Annotated in this window: 21 protein-coding genes; 15 read left to right on the forward strand and 6 right to left on the reverse strand. The window is 63.7% G+C overall.

Annotated features, from left to right (window positions below; genetic code table 11):
• Positions 1-18: 18 nt before the first annotated feature.
• A complete protein-coding gene (locus tag J4E08_RS15810; RefSeq protein ID WP_349539326.1) occupies positions 19-258 on the reverse strand; it encodes a hypothetical protein in 240 nt (79 codons plus the stop codon).
• Between the two features lie 211 nt (positions 259-469).
• On the opposite strand from J4E08_RS15810, the gene J4E08_RS15815 reads away from it, so the two are divergent.
• The 9 genes from J4E08_RS15815 to J4E08_RS15855 all read left to right on the forward strand — a co-directional run bounded on the left by J4E08_RS15815 (position 470) and on the right by J4E08_RS15855 (position 9,391).
• On the forward strand, positions 470-814 hold the full coding sequence (locus J4E08_RS15815) for a hypothetical protein (protein WP_349539327.1): 345 nt from the start codon (positions 470-472) through the stop codon (positions 812-814).
• Positions 811-2,265, forward strand: coding sequence for a dihydropyrimidinase (hydA, locus tag J4E08_RS15820; protein WP_349539328.1), 1,455 nt, complete (start codon positions 811-813; stop codon positions 2,263-2,265). Before J4E08_RS15815 ends, hydA begins: the two co-directional genes overlap by 4 nt.
• A gap of 354 nt (positions 2,266-2,619) precedes the next feature.
• Positions 2,620-3,006: a hypothetical protein gene (locus tag J4E08_RS15825; RefSeq protein ID WP_349539329.1), complete on the forward strand. Its 387-nt coding sequence runs from the start codon at positions 2,620-2,622 to the stop codon at positions 3,004-3,006.
• Positions 3,007-3,136: 130 nt separating this feature from the next.
• Complete coding sequence (locus J4E08_RS15830) at positions 3,137-3,919, forward strand: ABC transporter ATP-binding protein (protein ID WP_183967816.1); 783 nt, start codon at positions 3,137-3,139, stop codon at positions 3,917-3,919.
• A gap of 90 nt (positions 3,920-4,009) precedes the next feature.
• On the forward strand, positions 4,010-4,498 hold the full coding sequence (locus J4E08_RS15835; protein WP_349539330.1) for a GNAT family N-acetyltransferase: 489 nt from the start codon (positions 4,010-4,012) through the stop codon (positions 4,496-4,498).
• A complete protein-coding gene (locus J4E08_RS15840) occupies positions 4,495-5,445 on the forward strand; it encodes an ABC transporter permease (protein WP_349539331.1) in 951 nt (316 codons plus the stop codon). Before J4E08_RS15835 ends, J4E08_RS15840 begins: the two co-directional genes overlap by 4 nt.
• Positions 5,446-5,551: 106 nt before the next feature.
• On the forward strand, positions 5,552-6,400 hold the full coding sequence (locus J4E08_RS15845) for an ABC transporter permease (RefSeq protein WP_349539333.1): 849 nt from the start codon (positions 5,552-5,554) through the stop codon (positions 6,398-6,400).
• 54 nt (positions 6,401-6,454) lie between these two features.
• A complete protein-coding gene (locus J4E08_RS15850; protein WP_349539334.1) occupies positions 6,455-7,444 on the forward strand; it encodes an ABC transporter substrate-binding protein in 990 nt (329 codons plus the stop codon).
• 189 nt (positions 7,445-7,633) lie between these two features.
• Positions 7,634-9,391 (forward strand): alpha-amylase family glycosyl hydrolase, encoded by a 1,758-nt coding sequence (locus tag J4E08_RS15855; protein ID WP_349539335.1) that lies wholly within the window; start codon positions 7,634-7,636, stop codon positions 9,389-9,391.
• A gap of 233 nt (positions 9,392-9,624) precedes the next feature.
• Here J4E08_RS15855 and J4E08_RS15860 read toward each other — a convergent pair whose 3' ends face one another.
• The 4 genes from J4E08_RS15860 to dnaE all read right to left on the reverse strand — a co-directional run bounded on the left by J4E08_RS15860 (position 9,625) and on the right by dnaE (position 16,294).
• Positions 9,625-10,857 carry a glycosyltransferase family protein gene (locus tag J4E08_RS15860; protein WP_349539336.1) on the reverse strand — a complete coding sequence of 411 codons (1,233 nt, stop codon included), beginning with the start codon at positions 10,855-10,857 and terminating at the stop codon, positions 9,625-9,627.
• Entirely contained in the window at positions 10,850-11,632 is a 783-nt protein-coding gene (locus J4E08_RS15865; protein WP_349539337.1) for an HAD-IIB family hydrolase, read from the reverse strand. The genes J4E08_RS15860 and J4E08_RS15865 overlap by 8 nt, the downstream gene beginning before the upstream one ends.
• 112 nt (positions 11,633-11,744) lie before the next feature.
• Positions 11,745-12,671 carry a hypothetical protein gene (locus tag J4E08_RS15870; protein ID WP_349539338.1) on the reverse strand — a complete coding sequence of 309 codons (927 nt, stop codon included), beginning with the start codon at positions 12,669-12,671 and terminating at the stop codon, positions 11,745-11,747.
• 122 nt (positions 12,672-12,793) lie between these two features.
• Complete coding sequence (dnaE, locus tag J4E08_RS15875; RefSeq protein WP_349539339.1) at positions 12,794-16,294, reverse strand: DNA polymerase III subunit alpha; 3,501 nt, start codon at positions 16,292-16,294, stop codon at positions 12,794-12,796.
• Between the two features lie 159 nt (positions 16,295-16,453).
• Between dnaE and J4E08_RS15880 the strand changes: the two genes are divergently transcribed.
• Positions 16,454-17,359, forward strand: a complete 906-nt coding sequence (locus tag J4E08_RS15880; RefSeq protein WP_349539340.1) for an alpha/beta fold hydrolase — start codon at positions 16,454-16,456, stop codon at positions 17,357-17,359.
• An 89-nt stretch (positions 17,360-17,448) separates the two neighbouring features.
• On the opposite strand, the gene J4E08_RS15885 is transcribed toward J4E08_RS15880, so the two are convergent.
• Positions 17,449-18,966: an MDR family MFS transporter gene (locus tag J4E08_RS15885; RefSeq protein ID WP_349539341.1), complete on the reverse strand. Its 1,518-nt coding sequence runs from the start codon at positions 18,964-18,966 to the stop codon at positions 17,449-17,451.
• 197 nt (positions 18,967-19,163) lie between these two features.
• Here J4E08_RS15885 and J4E08_RS15890 point away from each other — a divergent pair, with 197 nt between their 5' ends.
• The 5 genes from J4E08_RS15890 (at position 19,164) to J4E08_RS15910 (ending at position 26,230) form a co-directional block, all read left to right on the forward strand.
• Entirely contained in the window at positions 19,164-19,781 is a 618-nt protein-coding gene (locus J4E08_RS15890) for a MarR family winged helix-turn-helix transcriptional regulator (protein WP_349539342.1), read from the forward strand.
• A gap of 198 nt (positions 19,782-19,979) precedes the next feature.
• A complete protein-coding gene (gene xdhA, locus J4E08_RS15895) occupies positions 19,980-21,341 on the forward strand; it encodes a xanthine dehydrogenase small subunit (protein ID WP_349539343.1) in 1,362 nt (453 codons plus the stop codon).
• A 40-nt stretch (positions 21,342-21,381) separates the two neighbouring features.
• Positions 21,382-23,796 carry a xanthine dehydrogenase molybdopterin binding subunit gene (gene xdhB, locus J4E08_RS15900; protein WP_349539344.1) on the forward strand — a complete coding sequence of 805 codons (2,415 nt, stop codon included), beginning with the start codon at positions 21,382-21,384 and terminating at the stop codon, positions 23,794-23,796.
• Positions 23,793-24,746 (forward strand): xanthine dehydrogenase accessory protein XdhC, encoded by a 954-nt coding sequence (gene xdhC, locus J4E08_RS15905; RefSeq protein WP_349539345.1) that lies wholly within the window; start codon positions 23,793-23,795, stop codon positions 24,744-24,746. Before xdhB ends, xdhC begins: the two co-directional genes overlap by 4 nt.
• Positions 24,713-26,230: an ABC transporter ATP-binding protein gene (locus J4E08_RS15910; RefSeq protein ID WP_349539346.1), complete on the forward strand. Its 1,518-nt coding sequence runs from the start codon at positions 24,713-24,715 to the stop codon at positions 26,228-26,230. The genes xdhC and J4E08_RS15910 overlap by 34 nt, the downstream gene beginning before the upstream one ends.
• Positions 26,231-26,282 lie beyond the last annotated feature (52 nt).

The raw sequence follows: 26,282 nt of genomic DNA on the forward strand, positions 1-26,282 counted from the left end.
TCGTTGCCCCCGACGGCATCAGCGTGGCAGCGAGAACTTGATCGTCGTGCCGTTGATCTCGTCGCTGTCCCGCGCTTCGGCATGCAGGACATGCTGCGCGGTTTCCAGTGGTTCGGGATGGGTCTTGCCTTCGACCTCGGTGGCCTGTTTCAACTCCGCTGGCGTCACCTCAAGGCTGTCCTTGCCATTGTTGGTGGCGGTCTCGAACATGTTGTCGAGCGCCTCGCGCATCAGGGTCTTTGTGTCGGCGTCGGCCATGACGTGTCCTTTTCTGGGTCGGTTCGTCGCAATTCGTCCCTCAACGCACGAGCCCCCGCATGCGTTGCACCAAAGGTCACGGCATGAGCGGCCTGCCACTGATCCAGCTTGGCGCGTCGGCGCTGTTGCCAACGGGAGGCCCGATGGCCACCCTGACGCGCGCTGCCTCCCTTTCCCGTGCGGCGCGGCTCGCCTCAAGAGGAGGGAACTGATGCGCCACAGTCAGGCAGTCACACGAACATGCGCCACAATTGGCGACAGCTTCCGTATGCCTGTTGCGCAGACCCGTCCGATCACCCACGCCGCTCCGGAGGGGGCAAAGGCGCCCGTCCGCCCGATCCATCAGGCCGATGTGGTCTCGCGGACGCCATCCCAGCGGGAAGACATCCTTCCCCGTCTGAACATCGCGGTGCGCATCTGTGCCCCCATGGGCGCAGGGACCGCGCGCCACGCAACACCGCGCCACCACACCCCGGCGGATTTCATTCAAAAATGGCTGCCAAAGCGCAGCGAAACCACCGACACACCGAACTCACCACAGGGAGTAACCACATGAGCACCGTCATCAAGAACGGCACAGTCGTCACCGCGGACCTCAGCTACAAGGCGGACGTCCTCGTCGACGGCGACAAGATCATCGAGATCGGCGAAGGGCTGTCCGGCGATACAGAGCTGGACGCCACAGGCTGCTACGTCATGCCCGGCGGCATCGACCCGCACACCCACCTCGAAATGCCGTTCATGGGCACCTATTCCACCGACAACTTTGACACAGGGACACAGGCGGCGCTGATGGGCGGCACCACGATGGTGATCGACTTTGCCCTGCCCTCCCCCGGTCAGGGTCTGCTGGACGCGCTGCAAATGTGGGACAACAAGGCGGGTCGCGCGCATTGCGACTACTCCTACCACATGGCCGTCACGTGGTGGAGCGAGCAGGTGTTCGACGAGATGAAAACCGTGGTCGAGGATCGCGGCATCACCACCTTCAAGCACTTCATGGCCTACAAGGGCGCGCTGATGGTGAACGACGACGAGATGTATGCCTCGTTCCAGCGCCTCGGTCAGCTTGGTGCGATCGCCATGGTCCATGCCGAAAACGGCGACGTTGTGGCCGAACTCTCCGCCAAGCTGCTGGCCGAAGGCAACACAGGGCCGGAGGCGCACGCCTATTCCCGCCCGCCGCAGGTCGAGGGCGAAGCCGCCAACCGCGCCATCATGATCGCCGACATGGCCGGTGTGCCGCTCTACGTGGTGCACGTCTCCTGCGAGGAAGCGCACGAAGCCATCCGCCGCGCCCGCCAGCAGGGCAAGCGCGTCTGGGGCGAGCCGCTGATCCAGCACCTTACCTTGGATGAGTCGGAATACTTCAACACCGATTGGGACCACGCCGCACGCCGCGTAATGTCGCCCCCTTTCCGCAACAAGCAGCATCAGGACAGCCTCTGGGCCGGCCTCATGTCCGGGTCGCTGTCGGTCGTCGCGACGGATCACTGCGCGTTCTCCACGGAACAAAAGCGCTACGGCGTCGGCGATTTCACCAAGATCCCCAACGGCACCGGCGGGCTGGAGGATCGCATCCCCATGCTCTGGACCGAAGGCGTCGGCACAGGCCGCCTGACGCCGGAGGAGTTCGTTGCCGTCACCTCCACCAACATCGCCAAGATCCTGAACTGCTACCCGCGCAAGGGCGCGATCCGCGTCGGATCGGACGCCGATATCCTCGTGCTCGACCCGAACAAGGAAAAGACGATCTCGGCTGCAACCCAGACCAGCGCCATCGACTACAACGTCTTCGAGGGCAAGAAGGTCAAAGGCCTGCCCCGCTTCGTGCTCTCCCGTGGCCACGTCTCCGTCACCGACGGCACGCTGACCTCGCGCGAGGGCCACGGCGAATTCATCAAGCGCCCGGCGAACACCCCCACCAACACGGCGCTGTCGAAGTGGAAAGACCTCACAGCACCGCGCCCGGTGGAGCGCACAGGCATCCCCGCCACGGGCGTCTGATGGGCCGGGTGACGGCGCGTCATGCGGTGTCCGCCAAGGACACCGCGCACCCTGCCACCATGCGCAGCTGGCTCGACGCCAAGGCGTCGGCACCTCTGCGACGCACAGAGCAGGGGGCGTGGGACGCCGTGCCGCGCCCTTCAGGCTCTGGCACAAGATCCGCCACACGCCACAGCCAACCAAGGTCGAAGGTGACCTTGCGTGGGCGGCTCCAGTACACAGGCGACGTGACGGATCATGCGCGTGATCCGTCACACGTCCGTGGGCGCGGGCGTCCTTTGCCGCAGGGATGCGCCAGCCCCCCGCCCGCCTTTTCCACCGCCACCTGATCTCAGGGCCAGCCGAAAGCCAGCCATGCCGCACATGTTTCCCTGCCTTTACCTGCTCCCGGTCGTCGCGCTGACGCTTGCCGGCTGCACCGGCGCACGCACGGACCTGCCGCTGACCATCGGGCCGGTGGGGGCCAGCGGATCGCTGCAATCCGGTCCGGGGCGCATGATCCTGCGCCTGGCGGACACACGCTGCACCGCCAATCCGCGGCCTGCGCCCTCGGGCACCGCCAACGCGCCGCTTCATATCGGCGCCGTCACCTGCCGCGACGGGCGCCTCGGCAGCGTGTCGATCACGCGACGCGCCACGCCGGCAGAAACCTACGACGGGCTGCTTGAACTGGATGGAACGCCCACGGGCCTGTCCACGCGTCTGGTCTTTGGCCCCGCCATCAACGAGGGTCCGACATGAGCCAACGCCCCTGCCACGCGGTACTCGCCTCAACGCGCGGCAACCGCGTCGATACCCTTTTGACTTTCCCTCTTCATGACACGGCCCCGCGTGACACGCGCGCCCGCCGCAAGACCCGGAGCAACCGAGCATGACAGCCACCCCAGTCATTCAGGCCAAACACCTCGACCTGACCTTCCAGACCGCTGACGGCCCCGTCCACGCCCTCAAAGACGTCTCACTGGACATCCCCAAAGGGGCATTCGTCTCGTTCATCGGCCCGTCGGGCTGTGGCAAGACGACGTTTCTGCGCTGCATGGCCGCGCTGGAACATCCCACCGGCGGCACGCTGACGGTCAACGGCATGACGCCCGACGATGCCCGTCAGGCCCGCGCCTACGGCTACGTCTTTCAGGCCGCGGGTCTGTATCCGTGGCGCACGATCGGGCGCAACATCGCCCTCCCGCTGGAAATCATGGGCTACTCGAAGGCCGAACAGAACAAGCGCATCGCCAAGGTTCTCGATCTGGTGGAACTCTCCGGCTTCGAGAAGAAATTCCCCTGGCAGCTGTCCGGCGGGATGCAGCAGCGCGCCTCCATCGCGCGGGCGCTGGCCTTCGACGCGGACCTGCTTTTGATGGACGAACCCTTTGGCGCACTTGACGAAATCGTCCGGGATCGCCTGAACGAGGAACTTCTCAGCCTTTGGGCCAAGACGCAAAAGACCATCGCCTTCGTCACCCACTCCATCCCCGAAGCGGTCTACCTCTCGACCCATATCGTCGTAATGTCCCCGCGACCCGGCCGCATCACCGACGTGATCGAAAGCCCCCTGCCACACGAACGTCCCCTCGACATCCGTGACACGCCGGAGTTCATCGAGATCGCCCACCGCGTCCGCGAAGGGCTGCGCGCGGGGTACGAAGATGCCTGACACCCAGATCCGCCCCGCCCCGCGCGAGCACATCCCCGCCATGGCGCGCAGTGTCCCGGACATGATCCGCATGAATTGGACGGCACATCCATGACCGCCACTTTGCCCCTCTCCCCCGCCCCCGTGACGTGCCCGAACGCAAGCCGTCCGGCCTGCACCAACGACATTCCGGACTGCATCGCGCTGGTCGAAGACTGGATGGCCCGCTGCCAGTGGATACCGCGCAGCGTGACGCGCCCCTTCGTCAAACGGCGCGTCACCTTTTCGATTCTTGCCGGACATATGCGTGTCTTGACCGACCCTGAACCAAATGGCGCGGTTGCTGCATTCCTGTCGCTGGACGCCGAAAATGCCCAGGTGCGCGCCGTCTTTTCGCGCACGCGCGGATCGGCTCTCGGGCAAAAACTGCTGAACGAAGCCAAACAGGACCGCGATTTTCTGTGGTTCAAGACCCCCTTCATGGATCCCCTGATCCAGAGCTTTTTCCGGCGCGAAGGTTTTGTCCCGATCGGCGGCAAATCCCCCATGTCCGACTACCCCGTCGCAGGTTTGCGCATGGAATGGTGGAGACCCCAATGACCCGTTTCATCCCCCCCCTCGTGGGCGTCCTGCTGGCGCTCTTTGCCCTGTGGTACATCGCTGTCGTGCCGATGAACGTGCAGGACACGCTGACCCGCGCCGAACGCGCTGGCGTCACCGTCACCCCCCCTTCGGCTGTGGAGCGTCGCGACACGGGCGCGCTCGCGCTGGTGTTCGGCAATACCCACGCATTGGGCGAAAGCTGGTCGCTGGACCGCCCCCGCCTGCCCGCCCCGCATCAGGTGGTGGCCGAGCTTTACAAATCCACCGTCGACGAAGAGCTCAACGGCCGACGTGGCCTGGCCCGCTCCGGCTCGCTCTCGACCCGTGGGCTGCTGCACCATGCACTGATTACGCTGAACGCCACGGCGCTCGGGTTTCTCATCGGCACCGGCCTTGGCATTCTGCTGGCTGTCGGCATCGTCCATAGCCGTGTGATGGAAATGTCGGTCATGCCCTGGGCCATCGTCAGCCAGACCATCCCCATCGTGGCGCTCGCCCCGATGATCATCGTCGTGCTCTACTCTGTCGGCGTTCAGGGTCTTCTGCCAAAGGCCGTGATCTCCGCCTATCTCAGTTTCTTTCCGGTGGTGGTCGGCATGGTCAAAGGACTGCGCAGCCCCGACTCAATGCAGATGGACCTGATGACCACCTACTCTACCTCAACCCGCGACAGGTTGATGAAACTGCGCCTGCCCGCCTCGACGCCCTACCTCTTTGCCTCGCTCAAGATCGCCATCGCCGCAAGCCTCGTCGGCGCCATCGTCGGCGAACTGCCGGTGCAAAAAGGCGGCCTCGGCGCGCGTATGCTGGCGGGCAGCTACTACGGCCAGACCGCCCAGATCTGGGCCGCCCTCATCATGGCCGCCGCCCTCGCCGCGGTGCTGGTCTGGGCCATCGGCGCGGCAGAGCGCGCAACCCTCAAACGCATGGGAATGGCCCAATGATGCAGCATTCCCACCGCGCCGCGCGCCCCGGCGTCTTTGCTTCGAAAACACTCATTCTTTTCACCCCCGCCACGCCTCCCGCACGGCCCCGGTCAGGAGCCCGCCGATGACCCTCATCCTTCTCGCCCTGCTGCTCTGGGCCGCGGGCTGGACGCTGAACGCCACGCTGGCCAACGGCCCCGCCCGCCAAAGCCGCGCCGTGCATCTCGCCGTGCCGCTGATCTTTGGCATCACGCTCATCGCCATGTGGGAGCTCATCACCCGTGGCGCCGATGTGCCGACCGTCATCCTCCCGCCGCCGTCGGACATCGCGACAACCTTTGGCAACAACCTCCCGATGCTCTGGGCGGACTTCGTGCAGACCATCCTCAAGGGCGCGCTGTCCGGCTACATCATCGGCAATGGCGCGGCCTTTCTGACGGCGCTGCTGATCGACCGCTCTGATTATCTGCGCCGTGGCCTGCTGCCGCTGGGCAACTTCATGGCGGCGCTGCCCATCGTTGGCACCGCGCCGATCCTGGTGATGTGGTTCGGCTTTGGCTGGCAGTCAAAGGCCGCCGTCGTGGTCCTGATGGTCTACTTCCCCATGCTGGTGAACACTGTCGCGGGCCTGTCGGAAACCACCGGCATGCAGCGCGACCTGATGAAGACCTACGCCGCCAGCTGGTCGCAAACCCTGACCGCGCTGCGCCTGCCTGCCGCGCTGCCCTTCATCTTCAACGGGCTGAAGATCACCACCACCCTCGCGCTTGTCGGCGCCATCGTGGCAGAGTTCTTTGGCTCCCCGACCCAAGGGCTGGGGTTCCGCATTTCCACATCCATCGGCCAGCTTGATCTGGCCCTGGTCTGGGCCGCCATCGTCACTGCCGCTTTGGCGGGCACCGCGTTTTACGGGCTTGTCTCATTGCTCGAAAAGCGTGCAACGTTCTGGCACGCAAGCCAGCGAAAACATTAAACCAAACCTAATCCCCCGGCAAAGAATCGGGGGAGCAACCAACTGGAGGTCACCATGAAATTCACTCTCACCACCGCATCCGCCCTCGCGCTGATGGCCAGCCAGGCGTTCGCCGCCGATGATGTCACGCTACAGCTCAAATGGGTCACGCAGGCACAGTTCGCGGGCTACTACGTCGCGCTTGAAAACGGCTACTATGACGAGGCCGATCTGAACGTCACCATCATGCCCGGCGGCCCGGACATCGCCCCCACGCAGGTCATTGCCGGCGGCGGCGCGGACGTCATCGTCGAATGGATGCCCGCCGCGCTGGCCGCCCGTGAAAACGGCCTGCCGCTGGTCAACATCGCCCAGCCCTACAAGGACTCCGGCATGATGCTGACCTGCTGGGGCGACGTGGGCATCGACGGTCCCGACAGTCTGGCCAACCGTACGCTGGGCGTCTGGTTCTTCGGCAACGAATACCCGTTCCTGTCGTGGATGTCCGCGCTCGGCATCGCCACCGATGGCAAGGCCGAAGGCTCCGTCGAAGTGCTGAAGCAGGGTTTCAACGTCGATCCGCTGCTGCAACGTCAGGCCGACTGCATCTCCACCATGACCTACAACGAATACGGTCAGGTGCTGGACGCGGGCGTTTCCGAGGATGAGCTCATCACCTTCAAGTACCAGGACCAGGGCGTCGCCACCATGGAAGACGGCCTCTACGTGCTCGAAGAAAACCTCGAAGACGAAGCCTTCGTCGACAAGATGGCGCGCTTTGTGGATGCCTCCATGCAGGGCTGGAAATGGGCCGAGGAAAACCCCGAAGAAGCGGCCATGATCGTGCTCGACTATGACGAGACCGGCGCCCAGTCCGAGGCGCACCAGATCCGCATGATGGGCGAAGTGGCCAAGCTGACCGCAGGCTCCGACGGGTCGCTGGACGAGGCCGATTACCAGCGCACGGTCGAAACCCTGCTGGCCGGCGGCTCCGATCCGGTCATCACCAAGCAGCCCGAAGGCGCATGGACCAGCGTCGTCACCGACAAGGCATTGGCCGACTAAACCCCGCCACGCCTGAGCATCCAGCGCCCCGCCATCTCGGCGGGGCGTTTTCGTTTCCACGAAGATGACGCTCGCCTGCCCAAATAGCGGGCATTTCCCGCCCTGAATGCGCGCAATCTGCCGGTTCCCCTGTTCCCTGTTCAGCGTCACGCCGATAGCCTTGATCCATCAAGACCAGAGGTCATCCAGATGCCCGACACACAGCCCCCCACACCCACCGCGCTGCTGAATCGTCTGCACGCGCTTCTGATGCGGCTCTACCCGGAGCATGACACCGACGCGTTGTCGCAAAAGGTGGCCGATGCCTTCTGGCCCGAGGGCACCCGCCCCCGTGGCCGCACACGCAAGCCCGGCAACACCCTCTGGACCCAGAAGGACGCCCTGCTGATCACCTATGGCGACAGCCTGATCGACGGCGTCTACAAACCGCTCGACCTGATGCGCGACTTCCTCGACCAGAACCTCAAGGGCGTTGTCAACGGCGTGCACATCCTGCCGTTCTTTCCCTGGACCTCCGACGATGGCTTTGCCGTCACCGATTACACCAAGGTCAATCCCGCGCTTGGCGACTGGCCCGACATCTCTCGCATTGCCGACGATTGGGATCTGATGTCCGATCTGGTGATGAACCACGTCTCCTCTCAGGGCACATGGTTCAACGCCTACCGGCAGGGGCAAAAGCCCTACGACACATTCTTCTTTGAGGCGTCGCCGGACGACGATCTTTCCATGGTCGTCCGCCCCCGCACCACCCCGCTGCTGCAGGAGGTCGAAACGTCGAACGGCCTCAAGCACGTCTGGTGCACGTTCAGCCACGATCAGGTGGACCTGAACTTCAAGAACCCCGACGTGCTGCTGGAAATGGTCCGCATCATCCGCCTGCATGTGGAGATGGGGGTCAAGATCATCCGCCTCGACGCCGTGGCCTTCGTCTGGAAACAGCCCGGAACACCTTCGATCCATTTGCCGCAAACCCACGCCATCGTGCAACTGCTGCGCGTGCTGTGTGATTTCGCGCAGGAGCCGGTGATCCTGCTGACCGAAACCAACGTCCCCAAGGCCGAAAACCTCTCCTACTTTGGCCAGCTGAACGAGGCGCATTGGATCTACAACTTCCCCCTGCCGCCGCTGATCCTGCACGCGGTTCTGTCGGGCGACGCACATTACCTGTCCAACTGGATGCGTGCCATGCCGCCCGCGCCGCAAGGCTGCGCCTATCTCAACTTCACCTCCAGCCACGACGGCATCGGGATGCGCCCCGCCGAGGGTCTGCTGCCCGACGAAGAGATCGCCAAGATGATTTCCACCGTCATGGACTCCGGCGGCCGCGCCTCCATGCGTGCCCTGCCCGATGGCGGCACCGCCGTCTACGAGCTGAACGCCACCTTCTTCTCCGCCGTGGCGCGCACCTACACAGGCGACACCGCGCACCACCTCGACCGGTTCCTGTGTTCGCAAACCGTGGTCATGTCCCTCGAAGGGGTGCCGGCCTTCTACATCCACGCCATGCTGGCGACCGAGAATGACATCGACGGCGTGGCCCGGCGCGGCATGAACCGGGCCATCAACCGCCACCGCTGGGACTACCCCGAACTGCGCAAACTGCTCGACGATCCCGACAGCACGCAGTCCAAGGCGCTCGGCGCGCTGTCGCAGCGGCTGAAGATCCGCGCCAAGCAAGCGGCGTTTCACCCCAACGCGACAAACTTCACGCTGAACCTTGATCCGCGCGTCTTTGCCGTCTGGCGTCAGGCGCCGGATCGGTCGCAGTCGATCTTTGCCCTGCACAACGTCAGCGCCGAAACCGTCGATCTGCCGCCGAAAGCCATGAACCTGATCGCCGATGAGCATTGGATCGACCTGCTGACCGGAGAGACCCTGCATCCCGAAGAAGACGGCGTCTCCCTCGCCCCCTATCAGTGCCGCTGGATCACGAACAAAACGTAAATCCCGCTGCGGCAGAAGCGCCCGTTTACCACATTCTGCGGTGCGGCATCGGGAGAGGTTAACATCCGACCGGTTTTTCCCGCCAAACCGGTCGGTTCAGCGGTTAACACCGCTTCAGAAGTATGAAGGACCCCTTCCCGCCTTGTGGTTTGAGGGGTCATGATACCCAACATGCAGCCAGCGCGCGCTGGATTAACCCCGGCGCGCGCTGCGTTTACAATGATGACGGTTCATCAAAACGGCTTCGCCGCGAACTCCGTGTTGTCGGCGGCCACGATCCCGTGCAATTCCGCCACCAACCCGGGTTCCGCGGCGTTCACGCGGCTCCAGTTCGGGATAAACGGTGCCTCGTTCGGCTTGGCGAGGAAGAAATGCCCGGCGGCCATGATGTTTTCCGCAAACAGCTCGATGGTTTTTTCCTCGCGGTGCCGGTCGATGGTCAGCCCGTTCATGCGCGCGTCATTGTCGTAAAACTCCAACAAATCCAAAGCGATACGGTAATAGGTCGCTTTCAGAGCGCGGAACGTGTTGGCGGTAAAGACGGTCCCATCCGCCGCAAGTTTGCGAAAGATCGCCTTGCAGATGTCCGTGGACATGCGGTTCAACCCGCCCTGCGCATCGGATTCGGATTCATCCTGATGCTTGTGATCATAGGCATCGGCGATTTCCACCTGACAGACCGAATGCCGGCCGGAATTCCGCCAAACCTCTGATAATACGCCGATTTCCAGGCCCCAGTCCGACGGAATCCGCAGGTCAGGCACCAACCCGGTGCGCAACGCAAACTCCCCCGACAGCGGGTAGCGAAAGGCCCGCAGGTAGTCGATGTAATCGCGATCCCCGATCACCTTTTTCAGCGCGATCAGCAGCGGCGACACAAGCAGTCGCGTCACCCGACCATTCAGCTTGCCGTCGCCGATCCGTGGATAATAGCCCTTGGACAGCTGATACCGAAAGTTCGGATTGACCACCGGATAGACCAGTCGCGCCAGCATATCCTTTTGATATGTCACGATATCACAGTCATGCAGCGCCATGACCGACGTGTCCGCGCAGCCGATCATGTAACCCATGCAGGTCCACATGTTCTTGCCCTTGCCCGGCTCTTGGGGGGCGAGGCCATGGCCTTGCAGCTTCTCCATATAGGCCGTCATGCGCGGGCTGTCGTTCCACAGCACCACATGGTCCTGCGGCAGCACCGAAAAGAAATCCTTTGCCCGCCGAAACTGGTCCTCATCGGCACGATCAAGGCCGATGATAATACGGTGCAAATAACTGACTTCGCTCAACTCTTTGAGGATATTGGCCAGCGCCGGTCCTTCGAGTTCGGAAAACAGCGAGGGCAAAACGAGGCTGATCTTGCGCGTTTGCGCGTAGCTTTCGATCTCATAGACCATCTCCTCGATCGGGCGCTGACGCAGGTTGTGAAACTGGGCAATGTTACCGTTCTGATGAAAGTCAGCCATGGCTCGCGTCCTTGTCGAGTTCGTCCAGAAGGGCCAGCACCGCCTCGGCCCAGCCTGTTGGTCCCGGCGCCTTGGTGCGCCGGATGCGTCCTGTGTCTTCGCCCGCCAAATGCGGCAGGCCGGTGCCGTGGTCATTGCGCACGATCACCGCGTGATCCGCCGTCTCCAGCATCTCGATATCGTTCGGAGCGTCGCCCAGCGCGATGGTGGTGGTGCCGCCAAGGTCTGCTTTCACCTCGGCCATGGCATCCGCCTTTGTGCGACCAAAGGACAAGGTCAGAAACCGACCACCGTGGCGCGCCTCAATCCCGCTGACCGCCAACATCTCCTTGAAATTACTCAGGTCCGCAGCGGTCCCGGTCCAGCGTCCCGGTTCAGAAAACAGCCGTTTCTGCGCCAGCGCTGCGGCGTCCTCAGACAGCCCCGTCATCTCCACGATGCGCGCGGCATCCACATCGCCGAACCCCTCAAAGCTGGCGCGCAGAGAAGGCGTCACATTGGCCAATGCCTGCCTGATACGGGCGTAATCGTCGCCGCCCTGAGCCTTCGCACCGGGGCGGAACAGCCCTGCGCCGTTTTCGACAATGGCGGGGGAGTCGCCCAGCTTCAGTTCCGCGTGCAAGCTGGCCACCTCGGCAGAGGTCTTGGAGGTCGCCAGCACCAAAGGCACACCGCGTGCCCTCAACGCATCCAGAGCGGGGGCGGCGGGCGCCCATGCATAGCTGCCATGGTCCAGCAACGTTCCATCCAGATCGGAAAACACGATAAGCCCCAAGACAGCCCTCCGGAATTTCACACTTCCAGAAGACTATGCCGAAGCCGCGCGCCGACAACCAGCCCCAGATGCTGCGCCGCGGCACAATTCCTTGCAAAGGCTCGGCGTCTGCCTAGCCTTTAACGTCGATGGCCACCACTTCGCCGTCATGCAGCAGGATGTTCTTCCATCGGGTGTTGTCCTCGAAACGCTCGTAAACGCTGACAAAAACTGTGTGTTTTTCCAAGGCCGGGAGGCGCTTGCCGCACGGCTCGCCCCGCTTGACCCGGCAAAAGCCCGACTTCACGTCCTCATAGGCGCTGTCTGTCGCGGAGACAGGCAAAGAGGCGCCCGCTGGGCCGTAGTGGATCTGTTCCCAGGTCTCCGGCGAGCCGAACATCACCAAAGCGGCGGTGAATGTACGCGCGCAATCGTCGCCAAAGCCGGTCATGTAAAAGATATGCGCCCCGGTGTTGCCGGGCGCACTATCGTACAACGTGTAGCTGTTGCCACCCTCAGGCCAGCTTTGCGTCGCTTGACCCAGCTCGGAATTGGACACACCACAGACGCGCGCGATCTCGCCATATGGCAAGCGTGTGCCAAGCGGCACCTGCTCGTAATCCGGGGCACCGGGTTTGGGCCCCCCCCGTCCCCCGCCGCTGCTGCCACCGCTGGCCCCGAACAACCGCGCCAGACCGCTTTTGCGCGGGGTGGGCTTTGGGGCGACCATGACCACTTGCTCCGGCTCAGGCGCGACGTCCGTGGAGGTATCGTCAAGCGCGGCTTCGGCAGCGTCCGTCACATCCGGCGTCCGCGACTTGGCCGCGTCGGCCTGACGTTTCAGCATTCCCAGCAGACCACGACGCGGAGCAGCACTTTCCGAGGTGGCTGCTTGGGGCAGCGTATCCTCGGCAGTTTCGCCATCGGGGGCCATGACGCCCGCCTGACCGTCAGCCTCGGCGACCTCGACATCGGCCAGACGCGGCACATCGCGCAAGGGGTCCCCCGCGCAGGCCGTCAGCACGAGAGACGTTCCAAGTGCAAGAAAGAGCTTATGCATTATATTCCCTCGGCTTCTTGCCCCCTCCTACCGCAGAGCACCGCGCAAGGTCCACTGCGCCATGGCATAGACGGGATTTGCCCCGGCAATAAGTCGCGCGGCGCCGATCCAATCGGCGGACATCAGAAGTCTTCGACCGCCATCACACCTTCTAGTGATTTTACAGCGCCCTTGATTTCGGGGGTCACGGGGTACTGCTGCTCCAGATCCATCTCCACCTCGCCGGGCAGACCGGGCGCGGCAAGGCGCAGATGCACCGGACCACGTGCGGCCTTTGGCATCTTTTCTGCGGCATCGCCCAGAACGCCCGCGATCAACGAGAACGCCATCGGCGTGTCCACATAGATCCGCAGCCCCATTGGCCCGCTCTGAGCCGCGATCATATCGACCGGCGTCACGCCCCGCGCGAGCAGCTTGAGCTGGTCGGATTCCATCGTCGCCTCGACCGTGACCACCACCTTGGACCCTGTTTCCAAATACTCGCGGCATTTTTCCAACGTGTCGGAGAAGATCGTGACCTCGTAGGCGCCTGTCGGATCGGACAACTGCGCAAAGGCAAAGCGATTGCCGCGCGCCGATTTACGCTCCTGCCGTCCCGCGACCACGCCGGCCAGCTTGGCCACCAGCGGGCCGCGCTCTGCCTTGGCGGTCACCTCGTCCAGTGTCACAACGTCCTGGCGTTTCAGCGCGGGCATGTAGTCGTCCATCGGGTGGCCGGAGAGGTAGAACCCCACGGCCTTGAATTCTTCGGCCAGTCGCTCGGCAGGCAACCAGTCGGAGACCGGAGACAGACGCGGCTCCGGCAGGTCATCGCCGGTCTCGCCAAACAGCGACACCTGCGCAGAGGCTTTTTGCTCGTGGATCGCCGCAGAGTAGGCCACCAGCGCATCAAGCGAATCAAAGATCCGGCGACGGTTCGGGTCCAGCACGTCAAAGCATCCCGCCCGGGCCATCATCTCCAGCGGGCGCTTGCCGACCTTCTTCAGCTCCACCCGGCGGGCAAAGTCAAAGATGGTCGAGAACGGCTTATCCCCCCGCGCATTCACCACGAGGTTCATCGCCTCAAGGCCCACGTTCTTGAGCGCGCCCAAGGCGTAGACCAGCTCTTGGTCGACGACATCGAAGGACGCCAGAGAGCGGTTCACGCAAGGCGGCACCCAAGGCAGCTTCAGCCCCTTGCGAACCTCTTCGAAGTAAATCGACAGCTTGTCTGTGAGGTGGATATCGCAGTTCATGACACCTGCCATGAATTCCACCGCATGGTTCGCCTTCAGCCACGCGGTGTAATAGGATACCACCGCATAGGCCGCCGCGTGCGACTTGTTGAAGCCGTAGTTGGCGAACTTTTCCAGCAGGTCAAAGACCTCCATCGCCTTCTTCTCGTCGACGCCATTTTCCTGTGCGCCTTTGACGAATTTCGGGCGTTCGGCGTCCATCGCCTCCTTGATCTTCTTACCCATGGCGCGGCGCAGCAGATCGGCGCCGCCGAGCGTGTATTTCGCCATGACCTGCGCGATCTGCATCACCTGTTCCTGATAGACGATGATACCTTGGGTTTCCTCAAGGATGTGGTCGATCAGCGGATGCACCGAAGTGATCGGCTTCAACCCGTTCTTCACCTCGCAATAGGTCGGGATGTTCTCCATCGGGCCGGGACGATAGAGCGCCACAAGCGCGACGATGTCCTCGATGCAGGTGGGCTTCATCCGCTTGAGCGCGTCCATCATGCCCGTGGATTCCACCTGGAACACGGCCACGGTCTTGGCGGAAGCGTAAAGCTTATACGTGATCTCGTCATCCAGCGGGATGAGGTTGATCTGGTTTTCGCCGCCCTCCGCCGGTTCGTACAGCTCGGTGCCATCGGCGGCGATGTGCAGATCACGCCCCGACTTGTAGATCAGGTCACAGGCGTTCTGCACCACGGTCAGGGTCTTCAGGCCGAGGAAGTCGAACTTCACCAGACCGGCCTGTTCCACCCATTTCATGTTGAACTGGGTCGCGGGCATGTCGGAACGCGGATCGCGATAGAGCGGCACCAGCTCATCCGTCGGGCGGTCGGCGATGACAACACCGGCGGCGTGCGTCCCCGCAGAGCGCAGCAGCCCCTCGACCTGCATACCGTATTTCAACAGCCGGTCGACCACGGCCTCGTTGCGGGCCTCTTCGGCCAGACGCGGCTCGTCGCGCAGCGCCTGTTCGATGGACACGGGTTTGACCCCCTCCACCGGGATCATCTTGGACAGGCGGTCGACCTGCCCGTAGGACATTTGCAACACGCGCCCCATGTCCCGCACCGCAGCCTTCGACAGCAGCGCGCCAAAGGTGATGATCTGCCCCACGCGGTCGTGGCCATATTTGTCCTGAACGTAGCGGATCACCTCTTCACGGCGATCCATGCAAAAGTCGATGTCGAAGTCGGGCATCGACACACGTTCCGGGTTCAAAAAGCGCTCGAACAGCAACGAATAGCGCAGCGGGTCAAGGTCGGTGACGGTCAGCGCGTAGGCCACAAGACTGCCCGCACCAGAGCCACGGCCCGGACCCACGGGAATGTTGTTGTCCTTCGCCCATTGGATGAAATCCGCAACGATCAGGAAGTAGCCGGGGAAGCCCATACCCTCGATAATGCCCAGCTCGAAATCCAGCCGTTCCTGATATTTTTCCACGGTCACAGCATGCGGGATCACCGCAAGCCGCGCCTGAAGCCCCTCGTTCGCCATGCGCCGCAGCTCCGCGACCTCGTCATCGGCAAAGCGCGGCAGAATCGGATCGCGGCGATAGGCCATGAAGGCGCAGCGCTTTGCGATTTCAACGGTATTTTCCAGCGCCTCGGGCAGATCGGCGAACAGCACGGCCATCTCTTGAGGCGTCTTGAGGTAATGCCGCGCGGTCAGGCGGCGGCGCGGCTCGTTCTGGTCCACATACGCCCCTTCGGCGATGCAGATCATCGCGTCGTGGGCTTCGTACATCTCGGTTTTCGGGAAATAGACGTCGTTGGTCGCCACCAGCGGGATCGACAGCTCGTAGGCCATCTCGATCAGACCACGCTCCGTCAGCTTTTCCGCCTCTGGCAACTGGCCGTCTTCTTCGGGGTGGCGTTGCAGCTCCACATAAAGCCGGTCGCCAAAGATATCGCCGAGCCGCCGCAGCAGCACCTCTGCCGCACCGCGCCCGTTGACCCGCAGCAGGCGGCCAAGCGGCCCGTCCGGGCCACCGGTCAGACAAATGATATCCTCGGAATGCTCTGCCAGTTCATCGACCGTGATGTGGCCAAGCTCGTTGTCGCGCCGCATATATAGGCAGGAGTTGAGCTTCATCAAATGTTCGTAACCGCGTTCCGTCTGGGCCAACAGGACGATGGGAGCGGGATCTTTGACACGCTCACCCGGCTGCGGATCGACGTAGCGCAGATCCATCTGGCAGCCGATGATGGGCTGCACGCCCGCACCCGCCGCACCGACTGAAAATTCCAACGCGGCAAAGAGGTTATTGGTGTCCGTCACGGCCACGGCGGGCATGCCCATCCCGGCAATGGTGCCGGGCAGCTTCTTCAGGCGCAACGCGCCTTCGAGCAGGGAATATTCGGTGTGGGTGCGGAGGTGAATGAATCGAGGATCTGACATGCGCGCACCCTAAAGCGCGGCCACCGCGCCGAAAAGCCTGTTCGTCGCGGCAGGAACGATTACATAAATCGGAAACAGTACCGCCCAACTCACGCCATTTTCATGGTAAACGATTAAGCTTAATACGCAGGCCTGCCGACCGTTCACCAAGGACGACACATGAGTGATGTCACAAAGCACGACCAATCGTTGGTCAGCCAGATACCGGCCGGCGGCATCCCCACGCCGACCACCCCCAAAGCCAAGCTGCGGCGCGCGGCCCTCCTGACGCTTGCGCGGCTGGCGCCCGGGCCCACGGCGCGGTTGCTCGCGCGACGCTCCCTTTACGCCTCGCATGGGTTTCTGGACGGACTGACAGACCGTGGCGACAAGCGTTTCAAGGTGGTGCAGCTCGCGCCAGACCTTGCAGTGCTGCGCCATGCCCCCGCTGGCGCAACAGGGCCGCGCGTCTTGTTGGTGCCCGGCCACAACGGCCACTACCGGCAATTCGCCCGCCTGCTACGCAGCCTCGACAAGGCGCAGGCCAGGGTCGATGTGATTGTGTTGCCTGGACATATGAAGGCGGACCACACTGTCTGCTCCATGCGCCATACGACCCACGCGATCTTGCGCACTGTCGCCGCCGAAGGCCCCTATGACAGCATGGTAACCCATTGCGTCGCCGGAAATTCGGCCCTTGCCGCGTTGGAAGAGGGGCTGAAAATACCACGCATCGCGATGATTTCCACGCCGCTGGACCTCGTGCGTCTGGCGCGTTTGAGCGGCATGCACTACGGGCTGTCCGGCTCCCGGCTGGACCGTTTCGTTGCCGAACTGGATGCCCTGTGTGCGCCCTATCACCTCGACACACCCTGGCAGCCGATCGCCGAATCCCGCACCGAAGAGATCCTGATCGCTCATTCAAAGGAAGATTACGCCGCCCCGGTCCAGGACGTGAAGCGCTTCGCCGAACTGTCCGACAGCGCGCGCATCGCCCTGTTCGACCGCGCCGGGCACAACACCATCCTGTCCAACAAACACGCCGCAGCGGAGGTTACGGCTTTCCTGATGGCCCCCAAGGTCTGAGCGGACACAAAAAAGCCGGCTCTCCTTTTGGTTCAGAGAGCCGGCAGGTGCGAACGCTGTGCGTTCGGGGGAGACACCTTTGAATTCTGTCAGTTGGCCAGTGGCAATTCCCGCAACCGCGTCGACAACAGGCAGGCCAGCAGGGCGGCTGTCGCGGCGATCCAGAACACCGGGTGCAAGGCCGCGCTGAACCCTTCCATCACGCGCGATTGCATCTCTGGCGGCATGGCGCGCACGGTCTCTGCCCCTAGTGACCGCAGGCCGCCCTCCATCGCGCCTGGCACATGCCCGGCAAGGTTGCGCGCCAGACCGGCGCTGAACACCGCCCCAAAGAACGCTGTGCCCAGCGCACCGCCGATCAGGCGGAACATGTTCGCGCTTGCCGTTCCGACGCCCATCAGGCTCTGCGGGATGGCGTTCTGGATCGCGGCGACACCAACAGAGAACACCGGCCCAAGGCCAAGACCAACCAGCACCATCGTGCCCGCGATCATCCACAGCGGCGTGTCCTGCGACAGCGTCGTCAGCGCCACCATCGCCATGGCGAGCAAGCCGGTCGACAGCGTTGGCATCAGTTTGTACCGGCCTGTCTTCGACATGATCCGCCCCGCGCCGGTAGAGGCAAAGATCAGCCCGCCCATCATCGGCACAAGGAACAGACCGGACGTGGTGGGGGAGACGTCTTTGACCACCTGCAAGAAGAGCGGCAGGAAGGTAATCGTGCCGAACATGCCCATGCCGACAAGAAAGCCGACCGTATTGATGACGATGAAAGTGTTGTTGCGAAACAGGCTCATGGGCAGGATCGGCTCTTCGGCGCGGGTCTCCGTCAGCACGAAACCGGCCACGGCCGCGACGCCCAGCACCGCCAGCGCGGCGACCACCGGACTGGCCCATCCACCACCGGCTGCCGCTGCGTTGGGCAACAGAACCACCGTGGACAACAGCGTCGCCAGCAGCGCCGCGCCAACATAATCGACCTTTCGCGTATTGCGGTCCGTGCGCGTCGGCAGGGCCATACCAAGAATGACAAAGGCCAACACACCCACCGGCAGGTTCACGAAAAAGATCCAATGCCAGTTCCACGTCTGGACGATAAAGCCCCCCAGCAGCGGCCCCACCACGGTCGACACGCCAAAGGCCGCGCCCAGAATGCCCTGCGCCATGCCCCGCTGGCGCGGCGGCAGCAGATCACCCACCGTTGCCATGGAGGTCACGATCAATGTGCCCGCGCCGAACCCCTGGACCGCGCGTCCGGCGATCACCGTATTCATCGACGACGCAAGCCCGCACAGAACCGCCCCCACCATAAAGACAGCGATGCCGGACTGCAGTACCAGCTTGCGCCCGTACATGTCACCCAACTTGCCTGCGAGCGGCGCCGCCACGGTGGACGCCAGCAGATAGGCCGTGATGACCCAGGTGATATGATCCATCCCGCCGAGGTCGGCGACCATGGTGGGCAGCGCGGTGGACACGATGGTCTGTCCCAGCGAGGCAAACAGCAAAGTCGCCGCCACCGCCCCGAGGATCAACCGGATCATCGCCGGATCCGCCTCGGTTTGTGGCCTCGGCTGTTCCAGGTTGGCGGTATCAGTGAGTGACATTTGATCAAGTCCTTGGGTATATTCGTTCAAATTCGGCGACACGAATGGACCTTTCAGATGGGGTGCATCAAAAAAGCCGTCATTGAAAAGGGCCGGTGTTGGCAGTAAATATGTGCTCAGGGCAGATGCATGTCAACGTCATGCAAAACCGGAACTGAGACAAATGATGCGCACAAGCGCAGACAGGGTGTGTAAGAATGACCGATCGCGACGAGATCCTGAAGCAGAAGCTGGCCCACGCTGGCGTCGATGCAGAGCACGCGCAATCGGCGCTCGACATCGACGCCATCCTGCAGGCCTGGCGCCGCAAGGTGTTCAAGCGCGAACTGGGCTATCGGGCGCTGTCTGAACTGGATCTGCCGCTGGATCTGCCGCAACTGGACGTCTTGATGGCAGTCTGGGCCCCGGCCAATGAATTCGGCGGCGAGGATGGATCAGAAACCATGGTGTCGACCGTGGCGCAGCGGTTGCATATCGACCCCTCGCGCGCCTCCCGCATGACGTCCGAGCTGATCACGCGTGGCTTTCTGAAACGCGCGGTCAGCCAGGCCGACGCCCGCCGCACCGTGCTGGAGCTGACCGACCAGGGCGCCCGCATTGTCGACGCGGTGCGGACATATAAATTCCTCGTGCTCGGCAGCTACCTGCAAGACTGGAGCGCGGAGGAAATCGCCACCTTCCTGCCGCTGCTTGAACGGTTCAGCCAATGGTCCGAAAGCGCCGCCTGCCCCGGTGGCCTTGTGACCGAGGAAATCAACAAGTTGCGCGGCTCGTTGTCCGATCTGTCCCCCGATGAGGCTGTCAAAGAGGGCTGAGTGCGCCCATTTTTGCAGCATCTGGCGCAAGAGCGCATCTGAGACGGGCAATTTCCTCTTGCCAACCTTTATACGCCCCGCCTAGCCTGTCGGGAACGGGACATTCGCGCGCCTTCTACGCCGCATCGAGGGCGCGCACGACAGTATCAACTGTCGGAACGGCACAAACCGTTCACGGTACTGCGGCGGATTTGCACGATGAACATCACCTTTCTTCTGAACGGAAGAGAAGTGTCTCTTGCGGACGTTCCTCCCACCCTGACCTTGCTGGATTGGCTGCGTGATGTACGCGGCCTGACCGGTACGAAAGAGGGGTGCAACGAGGGCGACTGCGGGGCCTGCACCGTCATGGTCACCGATCACAACGGCGCCCGCACGCTGAACGCCTGCATTCTTTTCATGCCGCAGCTTGATGGCAAGGCGATTCGCACGGTCGAGGGGCTGGCCGATCCTGAGAATGGCGCTCTGCATCCGGTGCAGCAGGCGATGGTGGATCTGCACGGCTCGCAATGTGGTTTCTGCACGCCCGGCTTTGTCGTCTCCATGGCGACGGCGCATCTGAACGGCAACACGGGCCATGATGATGCGCTGGCGGGCAATTTGTGTCGCTGCACGGGCTATGCGCCGATCATCCGCGCCGCCGAGGCCGCGACCTCGGCACCCATCCCGGCGCACATGACCGACACGCCGCCCGCCCCTGCCACCAACAGCTTTGCGCCCGAAAGTGCCGACGCGCTGGCGCGGCTTTATGCCGAACATCCGGACGCGACGCTGGTCGCCGGGGCCACGGATGTGGGCCTTTGGGTGACAAAGCAGATGCGCGACCTCGGACCGACAATTTTCCTGAACCGCTGCACCGACCTGCAACAGATCGACATTACCGACGAAACGATCACAATCGGCGCGGGCGTCACCATGGACCGCGTTCATGCGCTCATGCAGGACCATCACCCAAGCTACGCCGAGATGATCCGCCGCTACGGCTCCACCCAGGTGCGCAATGCCGCCACCATCGGGGGCAACATCGCCAATGGATCGCCCATCGGGGACAACCCGCCCGCGCTGATCGCGCTTGGGGCTTCGGTGCACTTGCGTCATGGCGAGACCCGCCGCACCCAGCTGCTCGAAGATTTCTTCATTGATTACGGTAAGCAGGACCGCGCCCCCGGCGAGTTCGTCGAAGCGCTTTCGATCCCTCGCCAACCTGACCGCCTGAAGGTCTACAAGCTTTCCAAACGCTTCGATCAAGACATCTCGGCTGTCTGCGGGGCCTTTAACATCACCGTCACAGACGGCATCGTGGCCCACGCCTGCATCGCCTTTGGCGGCATGGCGGGTATCCCGAAACGCGCCCGCGCGGTGGAGAGCACGATCACAGGCATGCCCTGGACCAAGGAAACCCTGATCGCCGCGCTCGACGCGTGGGACAGGGACTTCCAACCCCTGTCCGACATGCGCGCCTCCGCCGACTATCGCATCAGCGCCGCCGCCAATATGCTGTCGCGCGCCCTGCTCGAAGACCTCGGAGCGACCACCAATGTGTTGGAGGTGACGCCATGATCGCACGCCGCGCCAACGCCCGCCTCACAGGAGCGCCCGCATGAGCATTCGCAAACCGCTTCCCCATGACGCCGCCAAACTGCATGTGACCGGCGCTGCCCGCTATGTCGATGACATCCCGTTGCCCGCCAACGCGCTGCACCTTGCCTTCGGCCTCTCGCCCATCGCCCGGGGCCGTTTGACCGCCATGGATCTCGACCCGGTGCGCGCCGCGCCCGGTGTCGTGCAGGTCTGGGCCTATGGCGACCTGCCCTCTGATTGCGATTGTTCGCCCTCGGCGCATGACGAACCGCTGCTCAGCGACGGCACAGTACATTATCTCGGCCAGCCGTTGTTTCTGGTGGCCGCCACCAGCCACCATGCCGCCCGCCGCGCCGCGCAACGCGCCCGCGTGGAGATCGACGAAGACACGCCGATCCTGACGATCGAGGACGCCCTCGCCGCCGACAGTCGGTTCGAAGACGGCCCGGTGATCTGGTCCAAGGGCGATAGGGGCAGCGCCATCGCCGCCGCGCCGCACAAGATCGACGGCCAGATCGACATGGGCGGACAAGAGCACTTTTACCTCGAAGGTCAGGCCGCCGCCGCGCTGCCGATGGACGACGGCGGGCTGCATGTGCACAGCTCCACCCAGCACCCCTCGGAGATCCAGCACAAGGTCGCCCACGCCCTCGGCCTGTCCATGCATGATGTGCGCGTGGAAACCCGCCGGATGGGCGGCGGGTTTGGCGGCAAGGAAAGCCAGGGCAACGCGCTGGCCATCGCCTGTGCCGTGGTCGCAAACGCCACCGGTCGTCCGGCAAAGATGCGCTACGACCGTGACGACGATTTCACGATCACCGGAAAGCGGCACGATTTCCGCATCGCCTACACCGCCGGGTTCGACGAGGACGGCCGGCTGCGCGGCGTGGACTTCACCCACTACACCCGCTGCGGCTGGGCGATGGATCTGTCCCTGCCCGTGGCCGACCGCGCCATGCTGCACGCGGACAACGCCTACCACCTCGAACATGCGCGTATCGAAAGCCACCGGCTCAAGACCAACACCCAATCCGCCACCGCCTATCGCGGCTTTGGCGGGCCGCAGGGCGTGCTGGGGATCGAACGTGTGATGGATCACATCGCGCATCACCTTGGGCTGGACCCGCTGCAGGTACGCCAACGCAACTACTACGCGGACCACATCGCCCACACCAAACCGCCCACTCCGCAGGAGGCGCCGCCGGCCCCTGACCCCAACGAGGATATGACCTCGCGCGGGGCGCAGTCCCACACGCCGCCGGGCAAGGCTCCGCCGGAAACGCCTTCGGTGCAGACCACCCCCTATGGTCAGCCGGTCGAGGGCTTCATCCTCAATGAGCTGACAGAACAACTTGTCCGCAGCGCCGACTACACCGCCCGCCGCGCGGCGGTCGCAGAGTGGAACGCGCAGAACCCGATCCTGAAACGCGGGCTTGCGCTGACCCCGGTGAAATTCGGCATCTCCTTCACGCTCACCCACCTCAACCAGGCCGGTGCCTTGGTCCACGTCTACCACGACGGATCTGTCGCCATGAACCACGGCGGCACGGAAATGGGTCAGGGCCTTTTCCAGAAGGTCGCCCAAGTGGCCGCGCATGGCTTCGGCGTGCCATTGGAGACCATCCGCATCACCGCCACCGACACCGCCAAGGTGCCGAACACCTCCGCCACGGCGGCCTCCTCCGGGGCGGATCTGAACGGTGCGGCTGTGGCCATCGCCTGCGAGACCATCCGCGCCCGCATGGCCGCCCATGTCGCCGAGACATACGGTGGCGACGCCAGCGATGTGAGTTTTGCCGACGGTCATGTCACAACCGCCGACACGCGCCTCACCTTTGCCGAAGCCGCCGCGCTTTGCCATCAGGGGCGCGTCAGCCTCTCCGCCACCGGCTTTTACAAAACACCGGACATTTCGTGGGACCGCGTTGCCGGACAGGGCCGGCCTTTCTATTACTTCGCCCACGGCGCGGCCTGTACCGAGGTAGTGCTCGACACGCTTACCGGCGAAAACCGCATCCTGCGCACCGACATCCTGCACGACTGCGGCGAGAGCCTGAACCCCGCGCTCGACCGTGGTCAGATCGAAGGCGGCTATGTGCAAGGCGCGGGCTGGCTCACCACCGAGGAACTGGTCTGGGACGGCAAGGGCCGCCTGCGCACCCATGCCCCCTCCACCTACAAGATCCCCGCCTGCTCTGACCGGCCGGACATCTTCAACGTCGCGCTTTGGGACGGGGCAAACCATGTGCCCACGGTTTACCGGTCCAAAGCGGTGGGAGAGCCGCCCTTCATGCTGGGCATTTCCGCTTTCCTTGCCCTGTCCGACGCCTTGGCGGCCGCTGGAAAGGCCTACCCAGCCCTCGACGCCCCGGCCACGCCAGAACGCCTACTGACGGCGCTGCAAGATTTGCGCGCCACAGGCACTGCTGCATGAGCTTTGATCTGCACAGTCTGCGTGCCGCCGTGGACGCCCATGGCGAAGTTGCCCGCGTCGTTGTCGCCGAAACCGCCGGGTCCACCCCGCGGGAGGTCGGCGCAGCGCTTCTCGTCTGGCGCGACGGCGGCGGTTGGGGCCAGAGCGGCACCATCGGCGGCGGCGCACTGGAATTGGACGCCGCGCAACAGGCGTTCGCCCGCGACGGGTTCACCAGGCACCCCCTCGGCCCCAATCTTGGCCAATGCTGCGGCGGGGCCGTCACCCTGCTGACGGAACATTTCACCGCTGCGACCCTGCCGCCCGAAGCGCCCTTCGCTCGTGGTCCCGGCGACATGCCCCTTGCCGTGCGCCGCCTGCTGGACCGCGCCCGCGCCCAAGGGTCAGCGCCCGCGCCGCAACGCATTGGCGATTGGATGGTGGAGCCGATCAGCACGCCCTCTCGTCCGCTGTGGATCTGGGGCGCGGGTCATGTGGGCCGCGCATTGGTCGACGTGCTCAGCCCTGTGCCGCAGCTCGCGCTGACATGGATCGACACCGCGCCGGACCGCTTCCCCGATGCGATTCCCCAAGGTGTCACGCCCATCCCAACCGCCGACCCGGCGCGGCTCATGGCACATGCGCCTGCACATGCGGAGCACCTGATCCTGACCTATAGCCACGCGCTTGACCTGGCCCTCTGCGACGCGGCGCTTTCACGGGGGTTCGCCTTCTGCGGTTTGATCGGGTCGGACACCAAAAAGGCGAGGTTCATCCGACGCTTGCGCGCTTTGGGCCACACTGATGCTCAAATAAACCGCATCTGCTGCCCGATTGGGCAAAAACATCTGGGCAAACACCCTCAAGCCATTGCCATCGGCGTTGCAGGCCAGATACTCAGCGCCTCATTCAGCCGCGACAGACAGAAGGATGAGACGTGGACAGCCCCCTCCTCCGCATCGATGGCCTGACCAAGGCCTACCCCGGCGTGATCGCCAACGACCAGGTGTCCTTCGACATCGGGCGCGGCGAAATCCACGCGCTTCTTGGTGAAAACGGCGCGGGTAAATCCACGCTGGTCAAGATGATCTACGGGCTGGTAAAGCCCGACACCGGCACCATGACGCTGGACGATCGGCCCTTCGCGCCAACCAAACCCTCGGAGGCGCGCAGCAATGGCGTCGCCATGGTGTTCCAGCACTTCTCGCTGTTCGACGCACTTTCGGTCGCGGAAAATGTGGCGCTGGGCATGGAAACACCCCCCGCCCTGCGCGACCTCGCCCGCCAGATCCGTGACGTGTCCGAGGCTTACGGCCTGCCGCTTGATCCCTCGCGCACCGTTGGAACGCTGTCTGCCGGTGAACGTCAGCGGGTGGAGATCATCCGCTGCCTGCTTCAGGATCCCCGCCTGCTTATCATGGATGAGCCGACCTCTGTCCTGACCCCGCAAGAGGTCGATATCCTCTTCGAAACGTTGCACAAATTACAGGCCGAGGGCACCTCGATCCTCTATATCTCGCACAAGCTCGAAGAGATACGGACCCTCTGTGACCACGCCACCATCCTGCGTCTGGGCAAGAACGTGGGCACCTGCACCCCCAGGGAGACCACCGCCCGCGCCATGGCCGAACTGATGGTCGGCAGCAGTTTTGCCTCCCCCGTGGCGCGTGATACTGAAAAAGGCGCCGTGCTGCTGGAGGCGCGCGCCCTCTCCCTGCCCGCGCCCGGTGCCTTCGGCACGCCGCTGCGCGACATCACCTTTTCCGTGCAAGCGGGCGAAGTGCTCGGCCTCGGCGGCGTCGCGGGCAATGGGCAGGACGAGTTGCTCGATACACTCACCGGGGAACGCAGCGCGCCGAAGGGCACGTTGTTCCTCAAAGGACAGGACATCAGCCAGACCGGCCCGGTGTACCGCCGCAACGAAGGCTTGCTGACCGGTCCCGAAGAACGTCTTGGCCACGCTGCCGCGCCAAACATGAGCCTGACAGAGAACGCCGTGCTTACCGCGGCCCAGCGCAAAGGGCTGATGGCGAACGGCTTTATCTCTTGGCCAAAGGCCCGCAGCTTTGCCGAAGAGGTCATTGCCCAATTCGACGTGCGCACGCCGGGGGCCAGCACTGCCGCCCGCGCGTTGTCAGGCGGCAACTTGCAGAAGTTCGTCGTGGGCCGCGAGATCGCGCAGGCGCCAGATGTGCTGGTGCTGAACCAACCCACCTGGGGCGTTGACGCCGCCGCCGCCGCTTTTATCCGACAAGCCATTCTGGACGTGGCCGCCCGCGGCGGAGCAGTGGTCGTCATAAGTCAGGATCTGGACGAACTCATGGAAGTCTCTGATCGCTTTGGCGCCCTGAACGAGGGCCGGTTGTCCAAAATCCGCCCCGTGGCCGAGCTGAACATCGAACAGATCGGCCTGATGATGGGTGGTGCCGAAGATATGGAAGACGCTCATGCGTGACCCGGACCTCAGCACCCGTGGCAGCGTCGCTTTGAGTATTTGTGGAACAGAA

The sequence above is a fragment of the Sagittula sp. NFXS13 genome (assembly GCF_040148795.1).
Lineage (GTDB): Bacteria > Pseudomonadota > Alphaproteobacteria > Rhodobacterales > Rhodobacteraceae > Sagittula > Sagittula marina.

What these genes read in the sequence shown, in the direction of transcription:
- J4E08_RS15870 (WP_349539338.1), bottom strand. Translation starts at nt 12,671, where the DNA reads ATGCATAAGCTCTTTCTTGCACTTGGAACGTCTCTCGTGCTGACGGCC.
- xdhC (WP_349539345.1), top strand. Translation starts at nt 23,793, where the DNA reads ATGAGCTTTGATCTGCACAGTCTGCGTGCCGCCGTGGACGCCCATGGC.
- hydA (WP_349539328.1), top strand. Translation starts at nt 811, where the DNA reads ATGAGCACCGTCATCAAGAACGGCACAGTCGTCACCGCGGACCTCAGC.
- J4E08_RS15850 (WP_349539334.1), top strand. Translation starts at nt 6,455, where the DNA reads ATGAAATTCACTCTCACCACCGCATCCGCCCTCGCGCTGATGGCCAGC.
- J4E08_RS15885 (WP_349539341.1), bottom strand. Translation starts at nt 18,966, where the DNA reads ATGTCACTCACTGATACCGCCAACCTGGAACAGCCGAGGCCACAAACC.
- xdhA (WP_349539343.1), top strand. Translation starts at nt 19,980, where the DNA reads ATGAACATCACCTTTCTTCTGAACGGAAGAGAAGTGTCTCTTGCGGAC.
- dnaE (WP_349539339.1), bottom strand. Translation starts at nt 16,294, where the DNA reads ATGTCAGATCCTCGATTCATTCACCTCCGCACCCACACCGAATATTCC.
- J4E08_RS15855 (WP_349539335.1), top strand. Translation starts at nt 7,634, where the DNA reads ATGCCCGACACACAGCCCCCCACACCCACCGCGCTGCTGAATCGTCTG.
- J4E08_RS15835 (WP_349539330.1), top strand. Translation starts at nt 4,010, where the DNA reads ATGACCGCCACTTTGCCCCTCTCCCCCGCCCCCGTGACGTGCCCGAAC.
- J4E08_RS15860 (WP_349539336.1), bottom strand. Translation starts at nt 10,857, where the DNA reads ATGGCTGACTTTCATCAGAACGGTAACATTGCCCAGTTTCACAACCTG.
- J4E08_RS15810 (WP_349539326.1), bottom strand. Translation starts at nt 258, where the DNA reads ATGGCCGACGCCGACACAAAGACCCTGATGCGCGAGGCGCTCGACAAC.
- J4E08_RS15825 (WP_349539329.1), top strand. Translation starts at nt 2,620, where the DNA reads ATGCCGCACATGTTTCCCTGCCTTTACCTGCTCCCGGTCGTCGCGCTG.
- J4E08_RS15880 (WP_349539340.1), top strand. Translation starts at nt 16,454, where the DNA reads ATGAGTGATGTCACAAAGCACGACCAATCGTTGGTCAGCCAGATACCG.
- J4E08_RS15845 (WP_349539333.1), top strand. Translation starts at nt 5,552, where the DNA reads ATGACCCTCATCCTTCTCGCCCTGCTGCTCTGGGCCGCGGGCTGGACG.
- J4E08_RS15890 (WP_349539342.1), top strand. Translation starts at nt 19,164, where the DNA reads ATGACCGATCGCGACGAGATCCTGAAGCAGAAGCTGGCCCACGCTGGC.
- J4E08_RS15815 (WP_349539327.1), top strand. Translation starts at nt 470, where the DNA reads ATGCGCCACAGTCAGGCAGTCACACGAACATGCGCCACAATTGGCGAC.
- J4E08_RS15840 (WP_349539331.1), top strand. Translation starts at nt 4,495, where the DNA reads ATGACCCGTTTCATCCCCCCCCTCGTGGGCGTCCTGCTGGCGCTCTTT.
- xdhB (WP_349539344.1), top strand. Translation starts at nt 21,382, where the DNA reads ATGAGCATTCGCAAACCGCTTCCCCATGACGCCGCCAAACTGCATGTG.
- J4E08_RS15830 (WP_183967816.1), top strand. Translation starts at nt 3,137, where the DNA reads ATGACAGCCACCCCAGTCATTCAGGCCAAACACCTCGACCTGACCTTC.